Source organism: Streptomyces sp. NPDC001508 (assembly GCF_040298665.1).
GTDB lineage: Bacteria > Actinomycetota > Actinomycetes > Streptomycetales > Streptomycetaceae > Streptomyces.
The window spans coordinates 392,715-416,828 of record NZ_JBEPAP010000001.1 but is presented as its reverse complement, the minus strand read 5'-3'; the positions used below and the strand labels follow the sequence as shown (position 1 = coordinate 416,828).

19 protein-coding genes and 2 pseudogenes are annotated in these 24,114 nt (G+C 70.8%); 16 read left to right on the top strand and 5 right to left on the bottom strand.

The genetic code is table 11. The features are described from left to right. The first annotated feature begins 140 nt into the window (after positions 1-140). From ABT245_RS01805 to ABT245_RS01775, 7 genes are read left to right on the top strand one after another with little or no spacing between them, the layout of a single operon-like run. Positions 141-1,763, top strand: coding sequence for an ABC transporter substrate-binding protein (locus tag ABT245_RS01805; protein WP_351727622.1), 1,623 nt, complete (start codon positions 141-143; stop codon positions 1,761-1,763). Between the two features lie 4 nt (positions 1,764-1,767). Beyond that, entirely contained in the window at positions 1,768-2,697 is a 930-nt protein-coding gene (locus ABT245_RS01800; protein ID WP_351727620.1) for an ABC transporter permease, read from the top strand. Between the two features lies 1 nt (position 2,698). Continuing rightward, a complete protein-coding gene (locus ABT245_RS01795; RefSeq protein WP_351727619.1) occupies positions 2,699-3,580 on the top strand; it encodes an ABC transporter permease in 882 nt (293 codons plus the stop codon). Continuing rightward, positions 3,567-5,234 carry a dipeptide ABC transporter ATP-binding protein gene (locus ABT245_RS01790; protein WP_351727617.1) on the top strand — a complete coding sequence of 556 codons (1,668 nt, stop codon included), beginning with the start codon at positions 3,567-3,569 and terminating at the stop codon, positions 5,232-5,234. The genes ABT245_RS01795 and ABT245_RS01790 overlap by 14 nt, the downstream gene beginning before the upstream one ends. A 32-nt stretch (positions 5,235-5,266) precedes the next feature. Next, entirely contained in the window at positions 5,267-6,724 is a 1,458-nt protein-coding gene (locus ABT245_RS01785; RefSeq protein ID WP_351727615.1) for an NtaA/DmoA family FMN-dependent monooxygenase, read from the top strand. Beyond that, on the top strand, positions 6,721-8,088 hold the full coding sequence (locus ABT245_RS01780; protein ID WP_351727614.1) for an NtaA/DmoA family FMN-dependent monooxygenase: 1,368 nt from the start codon (positions 6,721-6,723) through the stop codon (positions 8,086-8,088). The genes ABT245_RS01785 and ABT245_RS01780 overlap by 4 nt, the downstream gene beginning before the upstream one ends. 15 nt (positions 8,089-8,103) lie before the next feature. After that, complete coding sequence (locus ABT245_RS01775; RefSeq protein ID WP_351727612.1) at positions 8,104-9,117, top strand: aldo/keto reductase; 1,014 nt, start codon at positions 8,104-8,106, stop codon at positions 9,115-9,117. 33 nt (positions 9,118-9,150) lie between these two features. On the opposite strand, the gene ABT245_RS01770 is transcribed toward ABT245_RS01775, so the two are convergent. Further along, positions 9,151-10,017 (bottom strand): sulfurtransferase, encoded by an 867-nt coding sequence (locus ABT245_RS01770; protein ID WP_351727611.1) that lies wholly within the window; start codon positions 10,015-10,017, stop codon positions 9,151-9,153. A gap of 542 nt (positions 10,018-10,559) precedes the next feature. Here ABT245_RS01770 and ABT245_RS01765 point away from each other — a divergent pair. Next, positions 10,560-11,072 (top strand): DUF6529 family protein, encoded by a 513-nt coding sequence (locus tag ABT245_RS01765; RefSeq protein WP_351727610.1) that lies wholly within the window; start codon positions 10,560-10,562, stop codon positions 11,070-11,072. A gap of 2 nt (positions 11,073-11,074) precedes the next feature. Here ABT245_RS01765 and ABT245_RS01760 read toward each other — a convergent pair whose 3' ends face one another. Further along, complete coding sequence (locus ABT245_RS01760) at positions 11,075-14,152, bottom strand: aminotransferase (protein WP_351727609.1); 3,078 nt, start codon at positions 14,150-14,152, stop codon at positions 11,075-11,077. A 226-nt stretch (positions 14,153-14,378) separates the two neighbouring features. Next, positions 14,379-15,023 carry a P-loop nucleotide/nucleoside kinase family protein gene (locus ABT245_RS01755; RefSeq protein WP_502982049.1) on the bottom strand — a complete coding sequence of 215 codons (645 nt, stop codon included), beginning with the start codon at positions 15,021-15,023 and terminating at the stop codon, positions 14,379-14,381. A 313-nt stretch (positions 15,024-15,336) separates the two neighbouring features. Here ABT245_RS01755 and ABT245_RS01750 point away from each other — a divergent pair, with 313 nt between their 5' ends. From ABT245_RS01750 to ABT245_RS01720, 7 genes and pseudogenes are all read left to right on the top strand, one after another. Then, positions 15,337-16,683 (top strand): protein kinase domain-containing protein, encoded by a 1,347-nt coding sequence (locus ABT245_RS01750; RefSeq protein ID WP_351727606.1) that lies wholly within the window; start codon positions 15,337-15,339, stop codon positions 16,681-16,683. Beyond that, entirely contained in the window at positions 16,634-17,140 is a 507-nt protein-coding gene (locus tag ABT245_RS01745) for a hypothetical protein (RefSeq protein WP_351727605.1), read from the top strand. Before ABT245_RS01750 ends, ABT245_RS01745 begins: the two co-directional genes overlap by 50 nt. Positions 17,141-17,238: 98 nt before the next feature. Continuing rightward, a complete protein-coding gene (locus ABT245_RS01740; RefSeq protein WP_351727603.1) occupies positions 17,239-17,679 on the top strand; it encodes a helix-turn-helix domain-containing protein in 441 nt (146 codons plus the stop codon). A 96-nt stretch (positions 17,680-17,775) separates the two neighbouring features. Further along, complete coding sequence (locus ABT245_RS01735) at positions 17,776-18,291, top strand: ParH-like protein (protein WP_351727602.1); 516 nt, start codon at positions 17,776-17,778, stop codon at positions 18,289-18,291. Continuing rightward, positions 18,288-19,508 (top strand): MAB_1171c family putative transporter, encoded by a 1,221-nt coding sequence (locus ABT245_RS01730; protein WP_351727601.1) that lies wholly within the window; start codon positions 18,288-18,290, stop codon positions 19,506-19,508. Before ABT245_RS01735 ends, ABT245_RS01730 begins: the two co-directional genes overlap by 4 nt. Positions 19,509-19,679: 171 nt before the next feature. Beyond that, positions 19,680-19,895: pseudogene (locus ABT245_RS01725) on the top strand (ATP-dependent endonuclease); the annotation flags it as partial. A gap of 5 nt (positions 19,896-19,900) precedes the next feature. After that, a pseudogene (locus tag ABT245_RS01720) lies at positions 19,901-20,143 on the top strand (IMP dehydrogenase); the annotation flags it as partial. A gap of 186 nt (positions 20,144-20,329) precedes the next feature. On the opposite strand, the gene ABT245_RS01715 reads toward ABT245_RS01720, so the two are convergent. Together ABT245_RS01715 and ABT245_RS01710 are read right to left on the bottom strand one after the other, a co-directional pair. Then, positions 20,330-21,667, bottom strand: a complete 1,338-nt coding sequence (locus ABT245_RS01715) for an NsdA family TPR-like regulatory protein (protein WP_351727600.1) — start codon at positions 21,665-21,667, stop codon at positions 20,330-20,332. A gap of 272 nt (positions 21,668-21,939) precedes the next feature. Next, the gene (locus ABT245_RS01710) at positions 21,940-22,425 is read right to left on the bottom strand and encodes a MarR family winged helix-turn-helix transcriptional regulator (RefSeq protein ID WP_351727598.1); all 486 of its coding nucleotides are present in this window, start codon (positions 22,423-22,425) and stop codon (positions 21,940-21,942) included. 159 nt (positions 22,426-22,584) lie between these two features. On the opposite strand from ABT245_RS01710, the gene ABT245_RS01705 reads away from it, so the two are divergent. Continuing rightward, a complete protein-coding gene (locus ABT245_RS01705) occupies positions 22,585-24,036 on the top strand; it encodes an MFS transporter (RefSeq protein ID WP_351727766.1) in 1,452 nt (483 codons plus the stop codon). The last annotated feature ends 78 nt before the right edge of the window (positions 24,037-24,114 follow it).

Genomic DNA, 24,114 nt, shown 5'->3' with positions numbered 1-24,114 from the left:
CGGTCGATGTCAGAAGTTTTATGTATCGCGGATATCGCGTCGTTCGACGTAGCCGCATGACTGCGTAGCGCTGCCTGGCTGCCCACGGCGGTCCGGTGGCTGACCGCTCACCCCGAGCCGATCGAGAGGAACAACAAGTCGTGTCCAGTTCACGCCGGTGGCGCTGGCTCGCCGCAGTGGTCGCCGCGCTGTCGCTTCTCGCCACCGCTGCCTGCTCGGGCAACGGCGAGCAGAGCGCGGCCAAAGCCGAGGTCGCCAAGAAGGACCGCTACGGAGGCACCCTCAACATCGGGCTCAGCGCGGACCCCGGTGGTGTCGACGCCGGGGTCGTCAACCAGGTCTGGCGCACGGTGGCCCGGGCCCTGGCCGACTCGCTGGTCTTCTACAACCCCAAGACCAAGCAGGTCGAGCCCTGGCTCGCCACGAGTTGGACGATGAGCGACGACGCGCGGGTCTACTCGTTCAAGCTGCGCGACGACGTCACCTTCCACGACGGCACCCGGCTCACCTCCAAGGTCGTCAAGGCCAACCTGGAGAGCCTGAACCGGCCGGGCATCCACTCCAGCGCCAAGACCATCGTGCAGGGCATCAGCACGATCGAGACGCCCTCGGAGCACAAGATCACGGTCAGGTTCGCGCAGCCCAACGCCGCCTTCCTGACCTCCCTGTCGCGTGCGTACGTCGGGATCGTCTCGGAGAAGACGGCCAAACTCCCGGTGGACAAGCGGCAGAAGTGGCTGGACGGCTCCGGCCCGTTCTACCTGGAGGAGTACGTCCCGAACCAGCGCATCGTGCTGAAGAAGCGCGCCGACTACCACTGGGCACCCCAGTACTTCCGGCACGAGGGCGCGGCCTATCTCGACAAGGTCGTCTACAAGATCATCCCGGAGGACTCGGTCCGCAACGGCGCGGTCATCGGAGGCGATGAACTCCAGTTCGTCTACTGGGTGAACGCGAAGTACCTCCCGCAGCTCCAGAGCGCCGGGCTGACCATCTCCAAGACGCTCAATCCCGCCACCGGGACCGAGCTGCCGGTGAACACCTCGGCCAAGTTCCTCAAGGACGTGCGCGTCAGGCAGGCACTGCAGACGGGGACCGACCGGGACGAGTTCGTGAAGATCGACTCCGGCGGCGTCGACCAGCCGGCGACCGGCCCGCTGAGCAAGGACAACCCCTACTACTCGGATCAGAGCGCGCTGCTGAAGTACGACCCCGAGCGGGCCAAGTCCCTGCTGGAACAGGCCGGCTGGACCAGGACAGGCTCCGACGGCATCCGGGTCAACGCCAAGGGCGAGCGGCTGTCGCTGCGCGCACCGGAGGACGACGCGGGCTGGCAGGTGCTCCAGGACCAGTGGAAGAAACTCGGCGTCGAACTCGTTCTCGACCCGCCGCTGGCCGCCGAGGCGAACGAGAAGCTGCTCAGCGGCGAGTACGACATCGCCTACTGGTACGCGTCCTCGCCCGACCCGGACGTCCTGCGTGCCAACTACGGAAAGACGACCGGCTCCAACCGCAGCTTCATCGCCGACGACGACAGGACCGGCAAGGAACTCGACCGGCTCCTGCAGCAGCAGAACCAGACGATCGACAAGGAAAAGCGCCAGAAGCTGGTCGACCAGGCGTCCCGCATCCTCGTCGAGCAGGCCTACGAGATCCCCGTGTCCAACGACGTCGACATCTGGGCCTACTCGCCCCGACTGCACGACATCGAGCCCGTCGGTCTCGACCAGTACCTGATCAACGCCTGGCTGGCGAAGAAGTAGACCCATGGCACGATACGGTCTTCGGCTCCTTTACGGCGTCATCGTGGTGTGGGGCGCCTTCACCGGAGCCTTCTTCCTGCTGTACGTGGTGCCCGGCGACGCGGCGGGCGGTCTCACGGTCGGCGCCGACGGCGGCGACGTCAAGCAACTCCTCGCCGAACAGCGCCAGTTGCTGGGCCTGGACCGCCCGGTGTACGTGCAGTACCGGGACGCTCTGACCGGAGCCCTGCACGGGGACTTCGGCCAGAGCATCTACCAGCGCCGGCCGGCGGTGGACGTGTACTTCGAGTCCTTCCCCCAGACACTCCAGCTGGCTTTCCTCGGACTGCTTCTGGCCGTAGTGCTGGGGGTGACGCTGTCGGTGGTCATCGAGCTGACGGACTGGAGGTGGGCGCGCGAACTGCTCATCTCGCTGCCACCGATAGCGGTGTCACTCCCGCCCTTCCTGGTCGGGCTGGTGCTGCTCCAGGTGTTCGCCTTCCAACTGCACTGGATCAAGGCGGTCAGCGACCAGGGGTTCGGCGGGCTGCTCGTCGCCTCGGTGGCCCTCGCGGTGGCCGGCGGCGGCAGCATCTCCCAACTGCTGACGGCCAACCTCCGCGCCGCGCTGACCTCGCCGTATATCGAGACCGCCCGCAACTGGGGGCTCAGCCGGTTCGACATCGTCGTCCGGCACGCCCTGAAGAACGCCGCACTGCCGGTCCTCACCTCGCTGGGCACCACCGTCGGCGTCATGGTCGGCGGGACGGTGCTGACGGAGACGGTGTTCTCCCGGCTCGGCGTGGGCCGTCTCGTGGTCGACGCGGTGAACGGCCGTGACATGCCCGTCGTCCTGATCGCGGTCACGATCAGCGCGGTGATCTTCGTCGTGGTGAACCTCGTCGTGGACGCGCTCTACCCGCTGCTCGACAAGCGGATCCGATGGGAGGGATGACATGACGGCCCTCGAAGTGAAGGCGTCCATGCCGTCGTCCGGACGCTCCCGGGCGCTCGGACGGCGGGCGGCCGGACTGCTCCGCTCGCCCGGACTGCTCGCGGCATACCTGTGGGTCCTCGTCATTCTCGTGGCCGCGGTCCACCCCGGTCTGTTCGTGCCCGGCGACCCGCTGCGGCAGGACGCCTCACAGATGCTGCTCTCACCCGGCTCGGGCCATCTGTTCGGCACGGACGACTTCGGCCGCGACCAGTTCACCCGCACCGTGTGGGGCACCCGGCTGTCGCTCCAGGCGGCGCTGATCGCCGTGGCCATCGGTCTGGTGAGCGGTTCCACGATCGGTCTTGTGGCAGGCGCGCTGCGCGGCCGGATCGACAGCGTCCTGATGCGGATCATCGACATCATGCTGGCGGTGCCGAGCCTGATCGTCTCACTCGCCATCATCTCCGCCCTGGGACGCGGGACGCTCAACATCGCCGTCGCCATCGGCATCAACAGCACGGCGGGATTCGCCCGTCTGATGCGGTCCGAGGTGCTGAGGGTGAGCAACGCCCCGTACGTCGAGGCGTCGGTCTTCGCCGGGCACGGCTATGTCCACCGGCTGTTCAGACATGTCGTGCCGAACGCGTCCCGCTCGGTGCTGGCCGCGGCGACGATGGACATCGGCACGGCGATCCTGACCGTCGCCGCGCTGAGCTTCCTGGGTCTCGGCGCGCCCCCGCCGACGCCCGAATGGGGCCTTCTGGTGGCCGAGGGGCGCACGTTCATCGGAGTCCAGTGGTGGCTGAGCCTGCTGCCCGGCCTGGTGATCGTGACGACCGTGCTCGCGGTCTACCGCATCGGCAGATCGTTCAACCGAGGGAGGACCCGTGTCGTCGCCTGACCCCGAGAACGCGCCGTTGCTGCGGGTGCGCGACGTGAGCGTCGAGTTCGCGCTGCCCGGACGCGCCGCGACCCCCGTGCTCGACGGTGTGAGCCTGGACGTCTCGGCGGGCTCGATCCGGGCCGTCGTCGGCGAGTCCGGATCGGGCAAGTCCACCCTCGGCCGGGTCGTCACGGGGACCCTCGCCGACAACGGGCGCATCACCGCGGGCGAGGTGGTCCTCGGCAGCCGTACGCTCACCGGGCTGTCCGAACGGCAGTACCGGGCCGTGCGGGGCAAGGAGATCGGCTACATACCCCAGGACGCGCTGCTCGGCCTGAACCCCCTGCTGCCCGTCGGCGTCCAGGCCGCGGAACCGCTGCGCGCCCACGGCCTGGCATCCCGCGCGGAGCGCCGCGAACGGGTCATCGACCTGTTCGCGAAGGTCGGGCTGCGCGATCCCGAGCGCCTGTACGCGCGCTACCCGCACGAGTTGTCCGGGGGAATGTGCCAACGGGTGCTCATCGCCGCCGCGATGAGCACCCGGCCCCGGCTGCTGATCGCCGACGAGCCGACGACCGCACTCGACGTCACGGTGCAGAAGACCATCCTCGACCTGCTGTCCAGCCTGGTGGAGAGCGAGGAACTCGGAATCCTGCTGATCACCCATGACCTGGGCGTCGCCGCCGAGCGGGCCGACGACATCGCCGTGGTGAAGGACGGGCGGATCGTACGCAGCGGACGGACCGGCGAGGTCGTCGCCGACCCGGGTGACCCGTACACGGAGAATCTGCTGCGGTCCTCCTCGCTCGGCTTCTCCGGCCGGCGGGCCGCGACCGCCCGCCTGGAGTACGTCCGCACCGTGCCCGCCACCTCCCCGGTGGTGGTCGAGGCCAAGGGTGTCGGCAGGACCTTCACATCCCGCCGCGGCGCCGAGCCGGTCACCGCGGTGTCCGACGCCACGTTCCGGGTGCGCAAGGGGACCACGCTGGGCATCGTCGGTGAATCGGGTTCGGGCAAGACCACCCTGGTGCGCATACTCGCCGGCCTGACCCCGGCGGACACGGGGACGGTCGAGATCGACGGCCACCCCGTCGTCCACCACCGGCGGGGCGCCGGGCAGGCTGGCCTCTACCGCGCGGTGCAGATGGTCTACCAGGACCCCTTCGCCTCCCTGAACCCGAGATCCACGGTCCGCGCCATCCTCGACGAACCACTCAAGGGCCACAGGTACGGCACGGCCCAGGAACGTGCCCACAGGATCACCGAGCTGCTGGAGGTGACCGGTCTGCCCGCCTCGGTCGCCGACCGGTACACGGCCGAACTCTCGGGCGGCCAGCGGCAGCGGGTGGCCATCGCCCGCGCGCTGGCACCGCGGCCGGGCGTCGTCATCCTGGACGAGCCGGTCTCCGCGCTCGATGTGACCGTGCAACGCCAGATCCTCGACCTGCTCGACTCCCTGCAACGCGAACTGGCGCTGACCTACCTCTTCATCTCGCACGACCTGGGCGTGATCGCCGAGGTGTCCGACGAGATCGTCGTCCTGCACCACGGACACATCGTCGAGCGCGGCCCTGCCCTTGGCATCCTCACCGATCCGCGGACCGACTACGTCAAGCAGTTGCTCGCGTCGATCCCCGGTGCCCTCGCGCCCAGTTCGGCCCTGACCTCATAGCTCCGCGACAACCTTGAAAGGCGGGACCCCCCATGCCCGAGCGACAGCTCCACCTGGGGTACATGCACTGGCTGAACGGCACACACTGGGGCGGCTGGCGGCACCCGGACGCGCCCACGGCCGAGGCGTTCGAGCTGGAGTACGCGGCCAAGGCGCTGCGGACCGTCGAGGACGCGAAGTTCGACTTCTTCTTCCTCGGGGACACCCTGCCCGGTGACATCGCCGCGGAACAGTGGATCACCACCCACAACACCGGACGCCTGGAACCCTTCACCCTGGCCTCCCAACTCGCCCTCGGATCCTCGAAGATCGGGCTCGTCGTGACGGCGCACCCGACGTTCTACGAGCCGTACATCCTGGCGAGGCTGACGGCGTCCCTCGATCACCTCAGCGGTGGACGGCTGGCGTGGAACGTGGTGCTGGGCGCCTCCGACCTGGCGGCCCGGAACTTCAGCCTGCCGGACCTCGGCGGCGCCACCCGCTACGAGCGGGCGGACGAGTTCATCCATGTCGTCCAGCGGCTGTGGGACAGCATCGAGGAGGGCGCCTACCTCCAGGACAAGAAGACCGGGCACTACGTCGACGACAGCAAGGTGCACCGGCTCGAATGGAAGGGCAGGCACTTCCAGGTCGCCGGTACGCTGCCGCTGGAGCGTCCGCCCCAGGGCCACATCCCGCTGCTGTACGCCGGTGCCTCCGAACTCTCCCGTGAGCTGACCGCGAAGTGGGCCGACGTCAACTTCACCGGCCCCGCCACGGCCAAGGAGTCGATCGCGTTCAACACCGATGTGCGGCAGCGGGCCGCACGCCTGCGCGGCCGGGTTGACCCGATCTTCTTCCTGCCCGGGATCACCCCGCTCATCGGTGACACGCGGGCGGCGGCGGTCGAGCTGTACGAGGAACTGAATGCCCTGCTGCCCTACGACGACGACATCGTGGAGGGCGACCAGGACGAGACGTACTGGTCGGGTCCGCAGTGGGCACGGATCAACGGGTCCGGCTCCCCGCTGCCCAAGGGCGTCCGCAGCGTGCGCTCCCTGTCCGAGCGGATCGGCGTGGACCTGCGGTCGTTCGGCATCGACGGCATCGTCAAGCCCGACTCCGCCGAACAGTTCAACGCCTACGGCCGCCGACTGCTGAGGGCGCTGGCCGAGCGCACCGGCCGCACCGTGGACAACGGCGGCGTCCGGGTCAGGGACGTGCTGGGCGCCTCGATCGCCGGAAACTTCCCCCTGGTGATCGGCACGGCCGAACACGTCGCCGACACCCTGATCGACTGGTTCGACCGAGGTGCCGCCGAGGGATTCAATGTGAGCACCCCCTTCCTGTGGGAGCAGTTGGAGCGTTTCACCGGTGAGGTGGTCCCGATCCTCCAGGAGCGCGGCGTCTACCGGAGCGAGTACACGAGCGACACCTTCCGCGGCCACTTCGGCCTGGACACACCCCCCAACAGCTTTGCCACCACGGGCCAGGAGGAACGATCCGTATGAGCGGCCGACGCACACTCCGCCTCGGTCTCGCGGCCTACGGCACCGGCTGGGACCTGGACGCCTGGCGTCTGCCGGAGGCGACCAACTCCGGCCTGCGCGACCCCGGCGTCATCCTGGACATCGCCCGTATCGCCGAGCGCGGCAGACTGGACTACGTCTTCGCCGGCAGCGCCCTCGGCAGCGAACCGGACCGCCTCAACCGGATCTACCGGTGGGACAACTTCGTGTACGCCGGCCACGCCGCGGCGATCACCCGGAACCTCGGGTTCGTGATGTCGGTGAACTCCTCCTTCGAGCACCCCTACGCCGTCGCCCGGCAGCTCGCGACCCTGGACAACTTCAACCGGGGACGCACGGCGCTGAACGTCGTCTTCGGCATCGACCGCGACGGCGACCCGGTCGGCAACTACGGCAAGAACCCGGTGCCCACCGAGGAGACGAAGTACGCGCGCGCCCGGGAGTTCACCACGGTTGTCAACCGGCTGCTGTACGACAGCTGGGACGACGATTTCCTGCTGGACGACAAGACGGGCGGCGCCCTGGTGCGGCCCGGGTCCTGGCACCAGACCGACTTCCACGGCGAACACTTCGACGTCCGCGGCCCGTTGAACGTCCCGCCGCCGGTACAGCGCCATATCCCGATCGTCCAGGTGGGCCTCTCCGAGGAGTCCCTGCGCTACGGCGCCGACTTGGCGCAGCTGCGGTTCTCACCGTACTTCGGGATCAGCCGCGGCAAGGAGGAGTACCGCAGGCTCAAGGAGCGCGTCGCGGCCAACGGGCGCGACCCCGACAAGTTCAAGATCATCCCCGGGATCACCTTCCATCTCGCCGGCACCGCCCGGGAGGCCCGGGCCAAGTTCAACGAGATCAACGCCTTCCAGCTCACACAGGCACTGCCGGCCGCGTTCTCCCAGGCCCTCGGCATCGATCTGTCGAGGGTCCGCGACAGCGAACGCGTGCTCGACGTCGTCGACATCGACACCGTCGGCGACGACGCGCTCAGGCCGTTGACCAGCGACCGGGCGCGCGACACCGAGAACGACCGGGAGCTGCTGCGGCAGATCCTCACCACCAAGATCGGCGAGGACGCGACCCTGCGCGAGCTGTACCACTACGTCCAGCGGGCCCGGCACGAACAGCAGCCGGCCGTCGTCGGCGACGCGAAGACCATCGCCGACTGGCTGGAGGAGAACCTGGAGGAGGAAGTGCTCGACGGCGTCCAGCTGTTCCCGCCGTACCACCGCGGACCGGCCGACCTGTTCGTCGACCTCGTCGTCCCGGAGCTGCAACGCCGTGGCATCTTCCGGACCGAGTACGAGGCCTCGACGCTCCAGGGCCTGCTGGACACCGACGACGTCTACTGAGGAGTGAGAAGAACCGTGCCCCCTGCTGTGCAACTCCCCGACGGGCACCGCCGGCTCGGCGCCTCGGGCCTCGTCCTGTCCGAGATCGGCATCGGTGCCAGCACCTTCGGGCGGTCGGGCATGAGAGCGACCGGCCAGGAGGCGGTCACCGCGATCGTCGACCGCGCGATCGACCTCGGCGTCACCTACTTCGACCTCGCCGAGGGCTACGGTGACCGGCCAGGACAGAGCGAGGAACTGTTCGCCGCCGCGCTCCGGGGTCGCCGTGAACAGGTCGTCATCGGCACCAAGTTCGGGCTGAACCTGAGCCGGGAACGCGGCGCCGCCTACGCCCGGCCGGGATCCCGCAAGTATGTCCTCGCCGCGGTCGAGGAGTCACTACGGCGGCTGCGCACCGACTACATCGACCTCTACCAGATCCACTTCCCCGACCCCCTCACCCCGGTCGAGGAGACCCTGTCGGCACTCGACACCCTGGTGAGGTCGGGGAAGGTACGGTACGTCGGCGCGTCCAACTTCAAGGCGTGGCAGATCGTGGAGGCCGAACACGTCGCCAGGGCGCACGGGCTCACCCGGTTCGTGTCGACGACCGACGAGTACAGCCTCCTGTGGCGCGGGCCGGAGGAAGAGCTGATCCCGGCCCTGCGCCATCACGGCCTGGGCTTCATCCCGTACTTCCCCCTCCAGAACGGGCTGCTCACCGGCAAGTACTCCGCAACACACGCGCCGGCCGACGCCAAGATCACCAACCTGAAGCGCTATCTGCTGCGTTCGGCGCCCTGGGAGGCGCTGGCGAGGTTCGAACGGTTCGCGCGTGACCGCGACATCACTCCCGCCGCGGCGGCACTCGGCTGGCTGCTCGCCCAGCCGACGGTCACGAGCGTGATCGCGGGGGTGACCGTGCCGGGGCAGCTCGACGAGAACGTCCTGGCCTCCCGGTGGGTCCCCTCGGCCGAGGAGGAGAGCGAGCTGCGCGGCCTGTTCACCGGCGACCTGTCGGGCGGCCCCGGCGTGGTGGACCGCGGCTGAGGCGCCGGGGACGGGTGTCCCCGGCACCGGCGATCATCCCGCCGACGGCGGGTGGACACCCGGCTGGGCCCCGGTCGTGGCCGGCCGCGCGGGATCGGTGATCCAGGCGGACCACGAACCGGGGTACAGGGCCGCCTCGATGCCCAGGTGCGCGAGCGCCAGCACGGTCGTCGTCGCCGACACCCCGCCGCCGCAGTACGCGCCGATCTCACGGCCGTCCAGGTGCGCCGCGTACAGGGCCCGCAACGTCGCGGTATCGCGCAGCTCGCCGTCGGTGAAGTTGTCCGAGCCGGGGATGCTGTGCGCGCCCGGGACATGACCGGTCCCCGTGTGCTGCGGGTCGCCGGCATACGCCTCGGGGGCGCGCGCGTCGATGAGATGCCCCGACGCGGCAAGCCGTCCGACGTCCTCGGCGGTCAGGACGGCGAGCGAACCCGGCCGTACGACGGCCGTCCCGGCGGCCGGCGGCGGAACACGGACGTCGAGCGGTCCGCCGATCTCTTCCCAGGCGGTCAGGCCGCCGTTCAGATACCGCACGTCCGCCACGCCGGCCCAGCGAAGGACCCACCAGGCACGGGTGGCGACCGCCGGGTTGCGCCGTGCGTGGACGACGACCGTGCTGTCGTCGTCCACACCCCATGTGCGCAACCGTTCCTGCAAGGGGCCCGGGTCGGGGAGCGGACCGGTGCCGGAGGTCCCGGTCCGCTCCCCGACGAGGTCCTTCTCGAACGGCACGAAGCGGGCGCCGGGTATGTGCCCCGTCAGATAGGAGTGGCGTGCCCCGAAGTCGTCTGCTGTCTCTCGGCCGACCTCAAGGACAACGATCTTCGCGCCGGCGCGCAGGGCGGTGTCGAGTTTCTTCGCCGAAGTGATGACGGCCTTCGTGGACGCTGGACGCACCTGATGCCCTCCCTGTTTCGCTGGTGAAATAACCATCACCTATAGGGAAGCCATGCGCTATGGATCATTTATGACAGCATCAAGAAGTTATTGCGTAGCCGATATGTATCACTAGGCTCCGGAGGCCGCTGGGGCCGCCGGACGGTTCGGCTCAGGCCGCGGCCGGCCGGGGCAACCGTGCCGATCGGGCCGCTCCCGGACCGCCACGTTCGGCCTCGCCGAACCGGGACCGACCGCGGCTGTCCTCACCCTCACGCCCTGACCACCACCCTGAGCCGTCCGGCCCAACCGCTCTCCCCGTCCGTGTAAGCGCAGGCGCGCCGACTGGAACCCGCGGGGGCGCTTCGTACGTAGTGGCGAAGTCCGTCCGCGACGACTGGAGCGCCCGTTGGAAACCCTCGCCTCGCGACCGCCCCGATCGCCCCGCACCCCCCGGTGTGCCGTCCGACTCCAGGGCGGCACACCTGAGAGCGGGAACGGCTGATCACGTGGACGGCGCCGCTCACCCTGCCCACCGCCGACGGCTCCATGGCGTCCTGTGGATGCTCCTGCCGGTCGCGGTGACGGCCGGCCTGTACTGGTTCGGCCGGACACACATCCCCGACTACCACAGCAGTCTCTTCGGGCAGCGCGGCTACGGTGCCCGAGGACTCAAAGCCCGACTCGGCTCGGCGCTCCTGTGCCTGGCGCTGATTCAGCTGCTGCTCGCCCTTTGGATGTACGGCGTTCTGCCCGCGGTGCGCACCGCGTCACACCGGGTGCACACCACGCACCGCGTCATCGGCCTGACCGCCTTCCTCCTCTCCCTCCCGATCGCCTGGCACTGCATCACCGCCTACGGCGTCCGGCTGACCAGCACCCGCGTGGCAGTGCACTCGCTCACCGGCTGTTTCCTCTACGGGGCCTTCGTCGCCAAGGTCATCGTGGTCCGCCACCGCGGCTGGCCCGGCTGGGCGCTTCCGCTGGCCGGCGGCGTCCTCGTCACCGCGATCGCCCTGATCTGGTACGCCGCCGCCTTCTGGTACCTGAACGGCTTCCAGGTCCCCGGCCTGTGACATCAGGCGACGGCAGGGCCGGCGTGGCCGAGTTGGGCAAGGGCGCGGTCCAGCATGTCGGCGAAGAAGTCGACCGCGGTGTCGTCGATGCACAACGGCGGTTTGATCTTCAGGATGTTGAGGTGGTCCCCGGTCGGCTGTACGACCACGCCGAGGTCGAGCATGCGGTCACAGAGTTCGGCGGTCTCTTCCGTGGCGGGTTCCAGGGTGACGCGGTCGCGGACGAGTTCGAGGCCCAGGTAGAGACCCGAGCCGTGGACGGCGCCGATGATGCCGTAGCGGTCGGCCAGTGCCTCGAGCCGGCCCTTCAGACGGCCGCCGACGCGCACCGCGTTGCCTTGGAGGTCTTCGTCGCGCAGGGTGTCCAGGACGGTGAGGCCCACGACGCTGGAGACGGGGCTGCCACCGGTGGAGGAGAAGAAGTAGCCCTGGTCGCGGTAGCGGTCGGCGATCGACGCGGACGTGATGACGGCGCCCAGGGGGTGGCCGTTGCCCATGGCCTTGGCCACGCAGACGATGTCCGGGACGACCTGCTGCTGCTCGAAGCCCCAGAACCAGTGGCCCAGCCGGCCGTAGCCCACCTGGACCTCATCGGCGACGGCCAGGCCACCGTGCCGGCGGACCGCCGCGTACACCTCGGCGAGGTAGCCGTCGGGCAGGGCGATCCCGCCGGCATTGCCGTAGAAGGTCTCGCTGAGGAAGGCGCCTGCCGGCCGGCCGGACGCGGCCAGCTCGTCGATCACGGCGACGGCCTCGGGCCCGTAGCGCACCGCGTCGATCCCGCGGTGCCGGCCGCGGTAGGAGTTGGGCGAGTCCACCGTGTGCACCCAACCGGGGCGGGTGGCCAGGGCGTTGGGGTTGTCCTGGAGTGAGGTGGAGACCGCGTCGGAGGCGTAGGTCCAGCCGTGGTAGGCCTCGCGCAGAGCGACGACGTCGTGCTGTCCGGAGGCACCGGTGGCCAGCCGCAGGCCCAGATCCACCGCCTCGGAACCGGAGTTGACCAGGAACACCGTGTCCAGCGGGTCGGGCAGCAGGGCGGCGAGGCGTTCGGTGAACTCCACCACCGAGGCGTAGTGGAATCGCGAGTTGGTGTTGAGCCGTCGCAGCTGCCGGGAGACCGCCTGCTCGACGCGGGGATGGGCGTGGCCCAGCGGGGTGACGTTGTTGACGATGTCCAGGTAGGAGCGGCCGTCGGTGGAGAGCAGATGGTGGCGCCAGCCACGCTCGATGCGGGGAGGCTCGGCGTAGTAGTGCTCCTGCACGGTCGCGAACACGGCGTCACGTCGGTCGAGCAGGTCCCCGTCCTCGGCACGGTCGGTGGCCGACAGACCGATGAGCGGTGCGGGGTCCGCGGTGAGCGCGAGCCAGCCGGCGGCGTACTCGGGGCGCACCAGGGCAGGGACGGAAGGGCCGTCGGCGTCGCGCAGCGCCAGGTGCAGTGAGGTCCCGGAGGGGAGGCGGACGAGATCCCCGCCCGCCTGGACCGTCGAGCCGGTGGAGACCACCGGGTGAACCGTGCCGGGGAAGGACAACGTCAGCACCTGCGGGCCGTAGCCGATCTGCACACGGCCCGGTGCCGCCGCGAGGACCGTCCCCGTGCCGGGGGCCTGCGCCACGGCGGGCCGCCCGAGCCACAGGTCGATGCCGGTCGGCACCGTGGCGGCGGACATGGCCGCCAGCGCCGGGGTCTCGGCAAGCCGCGGCCGCGCGTACCGGGTGACGGCCGCGGCTGCTCCGTCCGCGAGCGCGGCGGCCGACAGCCGGTCCGCGGTGCCGGTTTCGAGCCAGGCTCCGTGGTCCATGGAATCGGCGGGCGTGGACAGGTCGAGGAGGGCGACGGTGTCGGCGGCGAGGCCGCGCAGCAGGAAGTGTGCCGGTGGCTCGGTGCGGGCAGGCACGTCGGCCAGGCCGATCGCGTCCTTGACGAGGTGGACCATCACCGGAAGCGGCAGGTGGGTGGCCTGCTCGAACATGCGCCACTCGCGGTCGAGCGCGGCCTTGGCGTAGTGGTTGTCCTCATCGACGGCGGCCTGGTGGCGCCCGCTGGCGACCAGCCCTGCGGCGCGCAGGACCACCAGCGGCCACAACGCCTCCGCCTCCGCCGGGGCGAGCGGACGGGCGGCGTGGAAGGCCCGTACGGCGGGCAGCACGTGATGGGGTTCGACACCGTCGTGGTGGAGCATCGAGGAGAGGGTCACGGCGAGTTCGCCGACCGCCCAGCTCGTGGTCAGGTCACCGAAGTCGATGACTCCGTCGGGCACGGGCAGATGACCGTCGGGAGAACGGATCAGATTGTCGTCGGTCAGGTCGAGGTGCACGGCCTGCGACGGCAGCACGTCGGCGAGCTTGTGGACCTGCGCCCAGGCGTCGGCGGTCGCGGCCTGGACGGCGGCGCGCCGGTCGGGCTCGCCGATGTGCTGTGCGAGCTGTGCGACGACGCGGTCGGCGTGCCGCAGGTCCCACTGGAGGACGCGCTTGAGGCCCGGATGACGGAAGTCGCGCAGGGCGGTGCTGATCTTCCCGCCGATCGCGCCCATGGCCGCCACCGCGCTCGGCGACAGATGCCGGGGCCCCGAGAGCGGACCGCCGGGCAGGTATCGCATCAGCCGCGCGATGGCCGGACCGCTCGCGGTGTCCACCGTGGTGCGCCGCGGGGAGCCGTCGGGGCGGCGCAGGACGGTGGCGATGCGCAGTTCCGGGTGGGCCGCGGCGATCAGATCGGCGGCGGTGTCCTGGGCGTCGATCTCCGTAGCGCTGAAGGCGGGATTGGCGACCTTCAAGATCGCCAGGGCCGTACCGTCGTCGGCGCGCAGCAGGAAGTTGGCGTCCTGCTGGCTGCCCAGCGTCTGCGCACGCACGTCGACGCCGAGCTGCTGGGCGCCCATGTGCGCCGCCTGAGCCGCAGTCACCTGGGGTGCGGGGAGAGCGCCTTGGCTGAAGAAGTCGATGGTGTGGTTCTCGTCGTGCAGCATGCGGGATCCCTCGGACGGTGGGTGAAGCGGTGGTGTGGGCAGGCCGGGCGGTGTCGATCGATCGCCGACCCGCGGCTCCCGCGGGACGGCCCGGTCGATGTCGTTCATGAAGCACCTCCCTCCTGCACATTCAGCGAGCCTTGTAGTTGTTTCAAGCACAATGGCGGATCAGAGCGCTCGAATCAACTGTACTGACGACGGAATCGAGCGACTGCCTGGGTGGTCGCGACGCAATGTGTCTCCATTTCAACCGTCCGTGACCATGGCGGACCCGAGGAGGGGAGCGGCGCGGGGGGCGCCGTCGGGGCACGGTCCGCCAGGTCCCGGCGGCTAGCTAGCCGCCCACCGTCGGCTCGGGGGATGATCCGTCGCGAGCGGACGCCCGGACGAAGTCGGTGATGCCCGGCAAACCCGGCCGATAGCCGTCCGAGGTGTCCACGGTCAGCGTGGGCACGTCCAGGGAGATCGGCACGAAGGAATCGGGGGAGCGTGCTCCGGTGGCGATCGCTTCGAGCAGTTCGTGATCGGCGTGGGCGGCCCGGTGCGGATCGGTCCTGACGCGCTGGACGATGCGGTCGTGGGCGACGGGCGCCGCGGTGGTGCACAGGACGACGCGGAGGTCTGCGAGGGCGGTGAGCGGTTCCAGGTTCGGCCGCCACAGCCGGTCCTGGAAGGCCGCTTCGGCGACGAGCGTGACCCCGGCCTCCAGGAGCACCTTCAGCACGCCGAAGAAGGCTTCGAGAGTGGGGCGGTTGAGGGGATCGTCGCCGCCGCCGCGGTAGCCGGGCGTGGACAGGACCATGCCTTGCTTGATCTCGTCACGGATGATCGCGGGGCATCCGAGGGTGCGTGCCAGCTCGCGGGCGAGCGTGGTCTTCCCCGTTCCGGGACTGCCGCTCACGACCACCAAGGTCGGCGTGCTCATCGGGCGTTCCCGCAGTGCGGCATGGGTGGTTTCCCGTCCGTGGCGTTGTCTCATTGCTCCAGGATGGAGGAGACGCGGGGTCCTACGCGAAACCGGAGGCCACGAGGGACGGCGAGGCGGCGGCCCCGCGCGAAGACCTCCGTGCGCGGTGCCGCCCTCCCGGTCCACTCCGTACTCCCGGTCCTGGTGCGCCTTGTGTGCGGCGTGCTTCGGCCCGCCGGTCGTGCACACACCCCCCTCGGGATATGAGCTGATATGAATGGGTCATATGGTGGGGTAAGCTGAGGCGAACTTGCGGTGTGTCAGGTGTGCTTGGCCGCAGTGGTCCGCCCTGCCGTCCCCCCACGAGTACCTCCCGGAGAAGTCCATGGAGAGTCTGGACCCTGAGGATCCGCCGGCCATCGGCGGCTACCCGCTGCTGGCGAGGCTCGGAGCCGGCGGCATGGGGCAGGTGTTCCTTTCCCGTACGGCATCCGGACGGCCGCTCGCGCTGAAGACCGTGCGGGCCGAGTTCGGCGTGGACCCGGCCTTCGAGGAGCGGTTCGCCCGCGAGATAGCAAGCAGCGACCAGGTGCGTTCGCCGTGGACGGCGGCGGTCGTCGACTACAGCCCCACGGGCCGGCGGCCCCAGTGGCTGGCCACCGAATACATAGCCGCGCCTTCCCTTACCGAATGGGTGGAGCGGCACGGTCCCCTGCCCGAGCCCGTCGTCCGGGCCCTGGCGGCGGAACTCGCCGAGGGACTGCGGGCGGTGCACCGGGCGGGTCTGGCCCATCGCGACGTGAAGCCGTCCAACGTGCTGCTCGCCCACCGTCACCCGCTCCTCATCGATTTCGGCATCGCCCGGGCCGCCGACGACACCCGGCACACCCGGACCGGCGGAGTCATCGGCTCGCCCGGATTCATGGCCCCGGAACAGGCGGCCGGAGGAATCTCGGCCGGGCCCGGCGACATCTTCGCGCTGGGGGCGGTCCTGGTGTACGCGGCCACCGGTCTTGGGCCCTTCCTACGGCCGGGTGAGGACCCGTCGGCGGCACAGCTGCTGTACCGGATCGTGTACGAGGAGCCGGTGCTGGACGGTGTGCCGCCGTCGCTCGTGCCGCTGCTGGCCGCTTGCCTGCACAAGACGCCGGAGGAACGTCCCACCGCCAAGACGCTGCTGGAGCGGCTGGGTGCGGGGCGGGACAGCTGGACCACGGCACTGCCGGCCGGTCTCGCCGCGGAGATCGTCGCACGGGAGGCCGAGCTGCGGCGCCTGTTGGAAGGGCCGGTTCCCGCCCCCGTGCCGGAGCACCCGGCCCCGACGGCCGGTTTCGGGCCGACGAACGGGTTCGGACCTGCGACCGGTTTCGGGCCCCCGACCGGTTTCGGGCCCCCGACCGGGTTCGGCGAGGCCGAAGCGCCGGCTCCGTACGGGACGCCCCTCGCGTACGGGCCCTCGACGGCGTACGCCTCCCACCCAGGGCCACCGGCCCCGACCGATGCGCGCCCCGCACCCGCCACCGGCCCCGCACCCGCCACCGGCCCCGCACCCGCCACCGGCTTCGCACCCGCCACCGGCTTCGCACCCGCCACCGGCTTCGCAACCCGCCACCGGCCCGGCGCCCGGCCCGCGCCGGGCGCGGCGCGGCGCGGTGGTCGCGGTCGCGGGCGTCGTCGCGGTCGTGGTCGCCGTCGCCGCACTCATGTGGCCGGACGGCTCCGGCACCTTTGACGACACGGACGGCACACGTGACACCTCTCCGTCTCCGTCCCGGCACACCGCGACGGACGCCCTGCCCGCCTCCTGGACCGGCACCTGGAAGGGCGCCGGTCCCGGCAGCAGTTCCGGCGACGGTGTGGTCAACTCCCCCACGACCCAGGTGTCGGTGCCCCTGACGCTGCACACCGCACGCCCAGGGGACATCGCGGGCAGACAGGTCAGCCACATCACCGACGCCGGCAGCGGCCGGGACATCGGATGCACCGAGACGCTGCGTCTGGCGGAGACACATACGACGACGATGGTCTTCGAAGCGGCCACGAGCACGCCCACGGATCCCTCGGCAGGAGTGCTGTGTGTGCGGGGCAACGTCTACACCCTGACGAAGACCGGCGCCGACACCCTGACCCTGGGGGACGAGGGCGGCCAGGCGGCGGGAGCGCCCTCCCGGCTGACCCGCTCGTCCTGACACCGGTCCGACCCCCGTCCCTGGCATCAGCTAGGGTGGAGAACTGACCGGGCCCTGCTTCACCTGGGCTGGTCCGACGTGCAGAGAGGAGGCTGAACGTGACCGATGCCGATCGGTCCTCGCCGACGACTCTCGCGGACAAGATCGACGCGTTGTTCCGCATAGTACGGCGCCCCAACCGCGAGCAGTTCAGCCATGAGGAAGTCGCCCGCGCGTGCCGGGAGGCGACCGGGGAGAGCTTTTCCGCCACCTATCTGTGGCAGTTGCGCACGGGCCGGCGGGACAACCCCACCAAGCGGCACCTCGAAGCCCTCGCCCAGTTCTTCGACGTGCCGGTCGCCTACTTCTTCGACGACGACCAGGGGGCGGCCATCGCCAAGGAACTGGAACTGCTGGGAGCCCTGCGGGACGCCGGGGTCCGTAGTGTGGCGCTGCGCGCGGTGAACCTCTCTCCGGAGGGTGTGAACACGATCAGCGACATGATCGATGTCCTCGCCCGGCGGGAGAGTGCCGCAGGCGGCGACCAGACCGACCGCTGACCTGGACCGGCGGCCACACAGCGACCACGGGAAGAGGAACAGCCGGTGCGCAGCGGTGGGAGCAACAAGCGTCTGCTACAACGATGTCGGCGTCTGGTGGACGGCCTCGACCTGCCGACCCCGTTCGACACGGCCGAGTTCATCGGCATGCTGGCACGCAGCCGCGGCCGGCCGATCGAACTCGTACCGGTTGTGGCCCGCCCGCACCTTCCGTGCGGGCTGCTCGTCACGACCGACCGTGCCGACCGCATTCTCTACCCCGCGGACACCACGCCCCTGCACCAACAGCACATACAACTGCACGAGGTCGCGCACCTCCTGTGCGGTCACCGCGAGACATCCCCCGCGGCGGCATCCGCGGCCCAGGTCCTGCTGCCCCATCTGCCCGCCTCGCTGGTCCAGCGCGTCCTCGGGCGCACCGTCTACACCGAGCCCCAGGAGGAAGAAGCCGAACTTGTGGCCTCCCTCATCCTGAACCGTGCCGCACAGCGTGTTCGCACGGGCACGGCGCTGCCGTCGCCGGCCGGTCCGGAAGAGGCCCGGCTCCGCTCCCTGTTCGGCTCCCCGGAGCACCGGGACGGGGACCGGCCGGCCCGCCGGCGGCGCGTGTGACGGACCTGACCGCGTGCCTCGCCGCCCTGGTCTTTCTGGTGTTCGCGGTCCACCGACTCGCGATCAGCCGCCGGGGGAGAACGGATCCCGCCCAGCGTGACGTGGCCGGGTTCGCGCTGTGCGCGGGCACGGCGATGCTGCTCAACGCCCCTGCGGTGCTGGGCGTTCTGGACCGCCTCCTCCCATCGCCCGACGGCGAACTGCTGGTCGCCAATCAGCTGAAGGCCGCCGCCGCCGCGTTTCTCTGCCTGGTGGCGCAGGCACTCGACCCACAGGCGCCCGGACCGGTATCGGCACGGCGACGGCGCCGGATCCACGCCGCCGTGCTCGTGCAACTCACCGCGCTCGGCCTGTTCCTCGGCGCGGGCGTCACCGAATCCGGCACGGCGGCCGTGGCCGCGCCCGGCCGGGGCTGGGCCCTCGCCGCGTACAACGCGCTGTTCACGGCCTACCTCTGCTGGTGTCTGTACGTCCTCGCACGCGCGCTCATCCGTCAGTCCCTACGCACCCCGCCGGGCTCGCTGCGTACGGGCCTGCGACTGGCCACGCTGGCCACGGTCATCGCCACGGTGTGGGCGCTGTGGGCCCTGGACGACGTCGCGGAGAACGTCACCCGCGGCCGGCAGGGCCTGGACGAGGACCTCATTTCCACGACGCTCGGAATGGTCACCGCGGTCTTCGCCGCCGCCGGGGCCACCGCCACCCTGTGGGGCGAGCGGATCGCCGCCCCGCTCCGCCGGCTGCGCGCCCGCCGCACCCACCAAAGGCTCGCCCCCCTGTGGTCGGCGCTCTTTGCCGAGTTGCCGGAAATCGCGCTGGACCCGGACGCCGCCGCCCGGCGTCCCGGTCTGCGCCGGGCGGACTTCGCCCTGTACCGCAGGGTCATCGAGATCCGGGACGGCAACCTGGCACTGCGCCCCTACCAGCGGCCCGAGGCGGTCAACTGGGCCATGGAGGCGCTGAGTCGTTCGGCGCTCGCGGCCCCCGACCGGCAAGCCGTGTTCGAGGCTGCCGTCATCGCCGCGGCGCTGGAGAGCAAGCGGGCCGGAACGCCGCCCACCGGCACGCCGGGCCAGCAGAGCCCGACACCCGTGGTGGTCCTGGAAACCGTCGAGGACGAGGCGGCCTGGCTGGTCCGCGTCACCCGCGCCTTCACCCGCTCCAGGATCGTCGACGACGTCCGCGACCGGATCAGAGCCCAGGTCACGACGGGCTGAACCGTCCCGCGGCGAGGTCGGGCCGGTGGGCTCACCGCAGGGGCGTATCCGACGAGGGCTCGTGGACGCCCCGCGGTCCCGGGCCGACCGCTCACCGCCCATCGGCGTACAGGGCGGAAACTCCCTCGCCCCGTGGCCGCACCGGGCAGAGACCCGTCTCATGGCTGACACGGGGCGCACCGGGACGCGGTCACCGCGTGGGCGGCGGGCGGCCCCGGCGGCCCCGCGCACGAACTGGCCGCGCGGCTGACCGTCCGGGCCACCGTCCTGCTCGAAGGGCCGGGCGACGCCGCGGCGGCCAAGGCGACGGCAGCGAGCTGCGGCCGGAACCCGGCGGCCGAAGGGGGCTGCGTCCTGCCGATCGCCGGTGCGATGAGCGCCGGCCGCAGGTGCGGCCCGGTGACGACGTCGGCTTCGTCGGCGTGCCCCACGAGATGACGATCGTCGGGCAGGGCCTGTTCTTCTCCCATGTCGGCCTGCGCGGCGGCCCGGCTCCCGTACGCCGCTGCCTGCCCGACCTGATCGACCGCGTCTGACCGGCCGGGACCAACCCGGGCAAGGTCCTCGACCTCACCCCGCCCCTGGAGCAGGTCACCGAGGGCTGCCAGACCATGGACGAGCGCCGCGCCATCAGGGCGTTCCCCGACCGGGGAACGTCGCAGGCCGCCCTCGCCGGTGATTCCCACCCGCTGGGACGGATCGGGTGGCACACGAGCCGTGCCGCCGGCGGCTCCCGCTGTGCGGGACGGTTCCGGTGGCGCCCCGGCGGCCACGGCGGCCCCGTCCGGTCGGCGCGGCCGTACGCGTGGCTCGATGTGGTGTCAGGAGGCGAGAGCGGCTGCCTCGGTGAGGAACTGCCGGACGGCAGGATGACGCCGGTGGGGCTGCAACTGTCTGGTCGTGGTCTGCAGACGGCGGGCCGCGCGGGCCGAGTGAAGTGTGGGGTAGGCGGCGAGGAAGATCCGCCACTGGGAAAGCGCCTCGTCGAGGTGGCCGATGCGCAGATGGGTTTCGGCGAGGTAGGCGCGGGTGAGAGCGGTGGCGCGGGGTTCGTCGGCGGTGCGCAACCGCAGGGAGACCGTCAGCGCCGCGCGGGCCCCGGTGAGGTCTCCCAGCGCGGCCAGGGTCTGGGCGCGCTGGTAATGCAGCGCGCCCGCGGGGTAGCCGGTGAAGGGGCCGGGCGCGGTGTCGGCGCGTGCGTGGAAGTGCTCGGCGCGAGCGAGCGACGCCAGCGCGGCACGGCGGTCGCCATGGGCCTGCACCACCGCCAGGTGGGCCAGGGCGTAGGCGAGCACGGCGGGCGGGGCGTGCCTGGCGTGCGCGACGGCCTGTTCCGCGAGATTGAGCACCGCCGGGCTGTGGTGGCCCAGATCATGGGCCTGAGTGGCCAAGACACGCAAGGCGATGGCGAATGTGACGGAATCTCCGGCGTCGCCGGCGAGCCGGGCGGCGGATCGGTGGTAGTACTGGCCGACGCCGTGGTGCCCGCTGTCGGCCGAGGCGATACCCAGCAGCAGGGTCAGTCGGGCGATGGCGGACAGCAGTTGGCGGTGCACGGTGTCGCGGGGCGAGCCGCGCAGCAGCGGAGCGACGCGGTCGGCGAGATAGGCGGCCAACGCGGCCCGTATCGACTGACCTCCGTGCCGCTCGGCCGCGCCGTGGAACAGCGCCGCCATGGCGCTGATCTCGTCAATATGAGCCTGGTCGGCGCGAGTTGGGGCGGCCGTGGCGGCCGACGGCTGCTGCGTCGGGCGATCGAACATCGCCAGGCCGGTGCGAGAGAGCGCGGCGAGACTGAAGCCGCTCGCTCCCAGCACGACCCGGCGGGAGGGGTCGAACTCGGCCTGGGTGAGCTGGATGAGCGTCCGGACGGGAGCCTGCTCCGGCGAGTTGATCACGGTGGCCGGAGTGCGTGTGAGGCCGGCGTCCTGCGCGGTGACGGGCTTGTCCAGCTTGCGCGCCAGACATTCCAGCAACAGCGCGGGAGCGGGCGGCCTCGGGTGTGCGCCCGCCAGCCAGCGACGCACTGCGGTTTGATCGCAAGCCAGTGGCACACCGCGCTCGGCGGCCACCGAGCGCAGCATGCGGGCGAGTTGGGACGGGCCCAGCCCGGCCTCCGCCATCAGCGCCCGCAGACGCGTATTGGGAGTCCTGGGCATATCCTCACCCCCGTCAGGTGACCGGACGTCACGGATCTTTCCGATGGACCGCCCGCAGGCTGCGAACCACTGGGGTGCAGGCCCGGGTGCGTTCACTGCACCATGTCCAGACCGCGGGCAACAGGGTTCCTGAGCTGCGGGACCGCTCACACCGTGCAAGCTTGCGCGCTTGTGAGCGCCACGGCGAGATCATCGGCCTGCCCCCGGACGGCGGCGCCCCCGCCACGCTCGTCCGCGACCGGTACGGGCGCACAGTTCGGAAGACGTGCGTCTCAGGCCGGCGGGACCGCTGCCCGCGGGCGCGGCCAGGGCAGCCCGTGGATGCGCTCGATACCCGAGTTGAAGCGCCGGAGAAACTCGGCGAAGGCCGCGATATCCGCCTCGGGCCAGTCGGCCATGACGCGGTCCAGGCCGGCGATGATGCGCGCGCGTTCCTGTTCGAGTTGCCGCGCGCCCTCCTTTGTGATGCGGAACTTACGGGCCATCCCCCCGTCGGGATCGGGGATGCGCTCCACCAGACCGGCGCGCACGGCGGCCGCCGTCTGCCGGTTCAGGGTGGACGCGTCAAGGCCGAACGCTTCGCCGAGCTGCCCGATCGACATGGGGCCCTCCACGCGGACACGGCTGAGAAGAATGTAGGCACTGCGGTCCAGAACACCGCCGGGGCTTCGCTCCCTGCCCTTGTTCAGATGCAGGTAGCGGCTCAGCAGCATCTGCTCGAACTCGACCCGGCCCGTGGCCCTGTCCGTCCTGTTCATGTGCCCGCTCCCTTGCTCGGGACCCCTGGGTTCACCCCGTGGTCCATCATATGCACCATGCATGCGGTATGGTCGGTGCACTTGATATGCATCATGCATAGAGTGCAGGCGCGGAGTGCCACGCCGCTTCCGATTCACATTTCACAGAGGAGCCCCATGATGGACGGCCCCCAGCCGACCACCCGCTCAGGTGCTGTCGTCGCCACACTCGCGCTGGCCGGCACCATCGCCGCGATCATGCAAACGCTGGTGACCCCGCTGATCGCGGAGATGCCGCAGATCCTGGACACCAGCCCCTCCAACGCGGCATGGGTGGTCACGGTCACCCTGCTCGTCGCGGGCGTGTGTGTGCCGGTCTCCGGGCGCCTCGGCGACCTGATCGGCAAGCGGCGCATGCTCCTGATCTGTGCCGTGCCGCTGGTTGCCGGCTCGGTGGTGTGCGCGCTTGCCTCTTCGATCGTGCCGATGATCGTCGGACGCGGTCTGCAGGGCATGGGCATGGGCATGGTGCCGCTGGGCATCGCCCTGCTGCGCGATGTCGTACCGGCGGAGAAACTGAGCGGGTCCATCGCCCTGGTCAGTGCCTCCATGGGCATCGGCGGCGCCATCGGCCTGCCCCTGGCCGCGGCTGTCGCCCAGTACGCGAACTGGCGGGTGCTCTTCTGGGGTTCGGCCGGTCTCGCCCTGCTGATCGGCACGCTGATCTTCTTCATCGTCCCGGATGTGCCGGCCGGCGCGAAGGGGCAGCGCTTCGACGTCCCCGGCGCCGTGGGCCTGGCCATCGGCCTGGTGTCGCTGTTGCTGGCGATCTCCAAGGGCGGCGACTGGGGCTGGGGTTCGGGCACCACACTGGGCCTGTTCGCCCTCGCGGTCGCCGCGCTCGCCGTGTGGGGCATCTACGAGCTGCGCACCCGCGAGCCCTTGGTGGACCTGCGTACCACGGCCCGCCCGCGGGTGCTGCTGACCAACGTTTCGTCGATCCTCGTCGGTGTCGGCATGTACGCCTTCATGCTGATCGCGCCGCAGCTGCTCCAGTTCCCCGAGGCCACCGGCTACGGCCTCGGCCAGTCGATGCTGGCGGCCGGTCTGTGGATGGCGCCCGGCGGTGTGATAATGATGATCGTCTCCCCGCTGGGCGGAAAGCTGATCAACGCACGCGGTCCCAAGTTCGCCCTGGTCTGCGGCGCCGTGGTGATCGCGGCCGGGTACGGGATCGCGCTCCCGCTGATGGGGACCGCCTGGGGCCTGATGGTCGTCGGCATCGTGATCAACAGCGGCGTCGCTCTCGCCTACGGCGCGATGCCCGCCCTGATCATGAGCGCTGTACCGCTCTCCGAGACGGCGGCGGCCAACGGCTTCAACGCCCTGATGCGTTCGCTCGGCACGACCATCGGCTCGGCGGTCATCGGTGTCGTCCTGGCACAGATGACCATCACCATGGGCGGCCACACGCTCGCCTCCGAGGACGGCTTCCGCACGGGTCTGCTGATCGGCTGCGGCGTGGCACTGGTGTCGGCCGCCGTCGCCTGCTTCATCCCCGCCCTGCGCGGGGCCGCCGACGGCTCCGCCGACGAGGAGGCGGCGGCCGCTCAGACGCCGGTCCGCGCCTGAGCGGATTCCCTGTGCCGGGTGCGTGTCTCGCCGTGGCGGAGCAGCGGCGGTACCCGCCCGTGGTCCGTGTCCGCACAG

Bases quoted from the DNA above. Each gene is read 5' to 3' on its own strand.
- ABT245_RS01800 (WP_351727620.1), top strand. From the start codon at position 1,768: ATGGCACGATACGGTCTTCGGCTCCTTTACGGCGTCATCGTGGTGTGG.
- ABT245_RS01795 (WP_351727619.1), top strand. From the start codon at position 2,699: ATGACGGCCCTCGAAGTGAAGGCGTCCATGCCGTCGTCCGGACGCTCC.
- ABT245_RS01785 (WP_351727615.1), top strand. From the start codon at position 5,267: ATGCCCGAGCGACAGCTCCACCTGGGGTACATGCACTGGCTGAACGGC.
- ABT245_RS01780 (WP_351727614.1), top strand. From the start codon at position 6,721: ATGAGCGGCCGACGCACACTCCGCCTCGGTCTCGCGGCCTACGGCACC.
- ABT245_RS01765 (WP_351727610.1), top strand. From the start codon at position 10,560: ATGCTCCTGCCGGTCGCGGTGACGGCCGGCCTGTACTGGTTCGGCCGG.
- ABT245_RS01760 (WP_351727609.1), bottom strand. From the start codon at position 14,152: ATGAACGACATCGACCGGGCCGTCCCGCGGGAGCCGCGGGTCGGCGAT.
- ABT245_RS01755 (WP_502982049.1), bottom strand. From the start codon at position 15,023: ATGAGACAACGCCACGGACGGGAAACCACCCATGCCGCACTGCGGGAA.
- ABT245_RS01750 (WP_351727606.1), top strand. From the start codon at position 15,337: ATGGAGAGTCTGGACCCTGAGGATCCGCCGGCCATCGGCGGCTACCCG.
- ABT245_RS01715 (WP_351727600.1), bottom strand. From the start codon at position 21,667: ATGCCCAGGACTCCCAATACGCGTCTGCGGGCGCTGATGGCGGAGGCC.
- ABT245_RS01710 (WP_351727598.1), bottom strand. From the start codon at position 22,425: ATGAACAGGACGGACAGGGCCACGGGCCGGGTCGAGTTCGAGCAGATG.
- ABT245_RS01705 (WP_351727766.1), top strand. From the start codon at position 22,585: ATGGACGGCCCCCAGCCGACCACCCGCTCAGGTGCTGTCGTCGCCACA.